General features: G+C 42.5%; 3 protein-coding genes. 2 read left to right on the top strand and 1 reads right to left on the bottom strand.

Features of this window, described 5'->3' with window-relative positions; translation table 11 throughout:
* The coding region (locus VF500_RS27025) for a glycoside hydrolase family 130 protein (RefSeq protein WP_330862646.1) at positions 1–1,046 on the top strand (1,046 nt) is incomplete at its 5' end.
* A gap of 86 nt (positions 1,047–1,132) precedes the next feature.
* Complete coding sequence (locus tag VF500_RS27030; RefSeq protein ID WP_330862647.1) at positions 1,133–1,447, top strand: hypothetical protein; 315 nt, start codon at positions 1,133–1,135, stop codon at positions 1,445–1,447.
* A gap of 57 nt (positions 1,448–1,504) precedes the next feature.
* On the opposite strand, the gene VF500_RS27035 is transcribed toward VF500_RS27030, so the two are convergent.
* Positions 1,505–4,011, bottom strand: a 2,507-nt coding sequence (locus tag VF500_RS27035) for a DEAD/DEAH box helicase (protein ID WP_330862648.1), incomplete at its 5' end; no start/stop codon positions are given.

Here is a 4,011-nt window from a genome sequence, read left to right on the forward strand (position 1 = left end):
GGTTTGCCCGGCCTGCAAATATTAACCCCATCATATCGCCGGATACTGCATCCCGTTTCCTTGACCCTATGAGTAAAAAACAGGTTCAGTGGGAGGCTAATGACACTTTTAACCCGGCGGCGACTCTGAAAAAAAACAAAATAATAGTGCTGTACCGGGCCGAGGACCTGTATGGTATAGGCATTGGCTTTCGTACCTCACGTGTAGGCTATGCCGAAAGTAACGATGGCATCAATTTTACCCGGAGGAAAGCCCCGGTTCTTTATCCAGACAATGATATCGCTAAAAAGTATGAATGGCCCGGTGGTTGCGAAGACCCTCGTGTAGCTGTTACGCCCGAAGGAACCTATGTGGTTTTTTACACCGAATGGAACCGCGATTTGCCAAGATTAGGTGTAGCTACCTCAAAAGATCTGATCCGCTGGAAAAAGCACGGGCCGATATTTGAAACAGCCTACCATGGCAAGTTCTTCAATATCGCCAGTAAATCAGCTTCTATACTAACCGAGGTAGTTAACGGCAAGCAGGTGGTTATCAAGACAAATGGAAAATACTGGCTGTACTGGGGCGAACATCATGTGTACGCTGCTACATCTACAAATCTGGTCGATTGGTCGCCGGTTGTTGACGATAAAGGAGAGTTAAAAGAACTTATGTCGCCGCGCGACGGTTATTTTGATAGTGATTTAACTGAATGCGGACCTCCGGCGTTGATGACTAAAAACGGTGTGATCTTGTTTTATAATGGCAAAAACAAACCGGCTGCAGGCAGGGGCACCAGGTTCAACGCCAATTCGTACTGCGCAGGGCAGGCCTTATTTGATGCAAATGATCCTTCTAAATTCAAAACGCGACTTGATGTTCCGTTCTTGAGACCGATGGAGCCATTCGAGAAAAGCGGCCAATATGTTAACGGAACAGTTTTTATTGAGGGAATGGTATACTTTAAAAAGAAGTGGTTTCTATACTATGGCTGTGCCGATTCGCGGGTAGCAGTAGCTGTGTATGATCCGGCAAAGCCATCGCCTCCGGATCCAATAGAATAGTTTATCTACTATTAAATAAAAAAAGATGACGTAAAACTTTTGGTTGTATTAGTCAAAGTATTATCTTCAATGTTTAAATATTTAATATGCTTTATATCCTTATTTCAGTTGCAGTTATTCTTTTTATTACTCACGTATTTTTGTTATTTACTTCATTTTCAAATGCGAGCCTGATCTCTCCGCGATATTTTTACTCGCATTTAACACTATGGCTTACGGGCTTATCTGTTTTTGCTTTAGCTACATTGTTCAACGGTACTAATCAGTCAGGATTTCTTGATTATTTTGATACCTGGGTGAAGAGATCATATATCCTGCTATTTACTTTTGGCCTGTCGTTGGTAGCACATTGTCTTGTTACCTTTTTAGTGCTGCCGTTATTACGAAAATCAAAAGCCTGATCGTAATTATAGAGAAAGAAGCGACGATTATTGTCGGCAGATCGGTGCTGTTTTCTACTAATTCAAAAGATCGAGCAGGTCATCTTTTGAAAGTGAACTGGTAACGGTGCTATCGGGTTTGATCAGGGTATTGGCAATATCCTTTTTCGATTGCTGTATCACCATGATCTTTTCTTCGATAGTGCCGGAGCAAATCAATCGCACAGCCACAATTTTTTTATCCTGGCCTATACGGTGGCAACGATCTATAGCCTGGTTTTCGACGGCCGGGTTCCACCAGGGATCAACGAGATAAACGTAATCGGCTTCTGTTAAATTAAGCCCGGTACCGCCTGCTTTAAGACTAATCAGGAATACCCTGACTTCGGGATCATTTTGAAACTCGTTAACCACCTGTTCGCGTCTGCGGGTTTGACCGGTGAGGTATGAAAAGCGGATCTCCCGGGAACTTAATTCCTTACGGATCAAGTCGAGCATCGAAACAAATTGCGAAAATATGAGGATCTTGTGCTGATGCTTTTTACTCTCTATCTCTTCAATCAGCATCTCCAGTTTGGCCGATGCATCCCCCGGCATCTTTTCGCCTTTGATTAACATCGGCGAATCACAGATCTGCCTTAATTTATTCAGGCCTTTTAATACGTTCATGGAACTTTTTTTCAGTTCCTCATTTGTCGTGGCCGAGATATACTCTCTAAATTCTTTCTCGTACGAGTCATAAATATGGCGCTGTTCCTGCTTCATTTCGCAGTACAACACCATTTCAGTTTTTTCGGGAAGCTCGGCGGCTACCTGTTGCTTGGTACGCCTGAGGATGAAGGGTTTTACTTTTTCCTGTAGTTCGGCTGCGCGTTTGCTGCCTTTAAATTTATCGATAGGAACAGCATAAATATCTTTAAAGTACTGTTTGCTTCCTAACAAACCCGGGCAGGCAAATGAAAGCTGACCATACAGATCGAACGTGTTATTTTCGACAGGGGTGCCAGTTATAGTGATCTTATTGCGCGACTTCAGCAACCGTACAGCCTTGTAACGCTGCGATTCGGGATTCTTGATATTCTGCGATTCATCAAGGAAAACATAGTTAAAATTAAAATCCTTCAGGAAATTAATATCCGATAGTAAAGTACCGTAGGAGGTAAGCACGATCTCGTATTGGTGCAGGTGTTTGGTATGCTTAAGCCGTTCGGCGCCATAAATAGTATGAATGCTGATAGAAGGTGCAAATTTTTGTACTTCCTGCTGCCAGTTAAACAGGAGCGAAGTTGGTACCACAATAAGGTTGGTGTTATTTTTAGCCTTATGCCGCTGCAAAAGTATAAAGGCAATTACCTGGATGCTTTTACCCAAACCCATATCATCGGCAAGGCAGCCTCCAAAATTCAGGTTATCCAAAAAGTTTAACCAGTTTAATCCCTGGTGCTGATAGGCGCGGAGCGTCCCGTTCAATCCCGGAGGCACCGGTACTTCGTTGATGATTTCGGTATCGGTAAGTTTTCTATTGTATACGGCAAGCTCGTTTCGTACATCCTCATCCAGCATCTCCTCATCGTAATATTGCTGTATGGCAGTGTAATTACTCTTTGAGGTGTGCAGCGTATCCTCGTCAGAGATCTCGCCCGAATTAAAATAGTGGGTGAATTTCTCTATCCATTCGGCAGGCAAAATCCCCTGGGTACCGTCATCAAGCCGTACATATTTGTTTTTGTTTTTTACAGCCTGGTGTACCTGTTTTAACGAAGCCCTTTTTTTGCCAAATTTTAAATCGATAACCGTATTGAACCAGTTAATTCCGCTCACTACATTGATAGTGATTTTTACTTTATGAGGATTTAGCTTATTGCCCTCTAATTCGTTAAAACCCAGTATTTCGATGTTATAGTTATGCCATTCTTCAAATACATTCAAAAACCACTCTTCATCTAAAAAGTTCCTTTTATGGAGGTAGAAATAATCGAGGTCATTATCCAGTTGCTCGTTAAAATAGGGATGTTGCTTTACAAGCAAGGCTGTAAAGGCTATTTCCTCATTATCGCGGCGTTTAACCATAAACTGGTTACCTTTTTCGTCGGTGCCGTAGATCTGCCTTTGTGTGCGGATAGGGATCTCGGCCTCACCGTAACGCATCACCGGGATGATCATGACATGAGCGCCAAAATCCGATAGGTAAATGATCTTTTCGGCGGGCTGATCAAAGCCCTCTTTTTTTATCTGCTCCTGTGTTGCGGGCTTAATGTAGGTATAGTCGATGTGGAGCTTGTTCTCCAGTTTGTTAAGCAGGTGCGATTTTAGCTCGGCAAACTTACTTTTATGCACTTGCAAACTGCCCTGTTTCTTTTTCAGTAAGTCGATTACGTTTAAAACCTGCAGGCTTTCAATAAGATAAAGCGTGTTGCCCGTACTGATAAAATAGGTATACTTAACGTCGAGATCCTTTACATCATAAAGCAAACCATCTATATTAAAAATACCATGTATCTCATAAAACTCATCCCAGGTATTTACTTTCAGCTCCAGGTTGCTTTTTAAGCTTTTAACCTGTACGGGGCTTACGGAAGTTGCTG

The sequence above is a fragment of the Mucilaginibacter sp. genome (genome assembly GCF_036383575.1).
Lineage (GTDB): Bacteria > Bacteroidota > Bacteroidia > Sphingobacteriales > Sphingobacteriaceae > Mucilaginibacter.

What these genes read in the sequence shown, in the direction of transcription:
- VF500_RS27030 (WP_330862647.1), top strand. Translation starts at nt 1,133, where the DNA reads ATGCTTTATATCCTTATTTCAGTTGCAGTTATTCTTTTTATTACTCAC.